Annotated in this window: 1 rRNA gene; it reads right to left on the bottom strand. The window is 59.7% G+C overall.

Features of this window, described 5'->3' with window-relative positions:
* Positions 1-329: ribosomal RNA gene (locus O2W53_RS23780) — 23S ribosomal RNA — on the bottom strand; the annotation flags it as partial.
* Between the last annotated feature and the right edge of the window lie 227 nt (positions 330-556).

The following is a 556-nucleotide window of genomic DNA, read 5'->3' as shown; positions in this document are numbered from 1 at the left end:
GAATCGTCCCACGACCCCGACCACACAACGCCTGCCGGCTTGGCATGCAATCGGTTTAGCCTCATCCGCTTTCGCTCGCCACTACTCACGGAATCACGGTTGTTTTCTCTTCCTGTGGGTACTGAGATGTTTCACTTCCCCACGTTCCCTCCACACGCCCTATGTGTTCAGGCGCGGGTCACACCACATGACTGGTGCGGGGTTCCCCCATTCGGAAATCCTCGGATCAACGCTCGGTTGACAGCTCCCCGAGGCTTATCGCAGCCTCCTACGTCCTTCATCGGCTCCTGGTGCCCAGGCATCCACCGTGTGCCCTTAACAACTTGACCACACACAACACCCACGCCCGCCCACCACAACACCCCCGCACCCCAGCGAAAGCCAGGATCGGTGAGCGATGTACGCGGACCAGCGCGGATATCCAGAACAATACTTACAAGATGCTCGCGTCCACTGTGCAGTTCTCAAAGTACGGAAGATGACCCACCATCCACCACCGCCAGCCCCGGCAACCCGGGCGGTACGACGACAAGCAGGCCTCCCACAGAGCAAGCAA

Source organism: Modestobacter sp. VKM Ac-2978 (assembly GCF_026968025.1).
In the GTDB taxonomy this organism is placed as follows: Bacteria; Actinomycetota; Actinomycetes; order Mycobacteriales; family Geodermatophilaceae; genus Modestobacter.
This window is presented reverse-complemented; position numbering and strand designations above follow the sequence as displayed.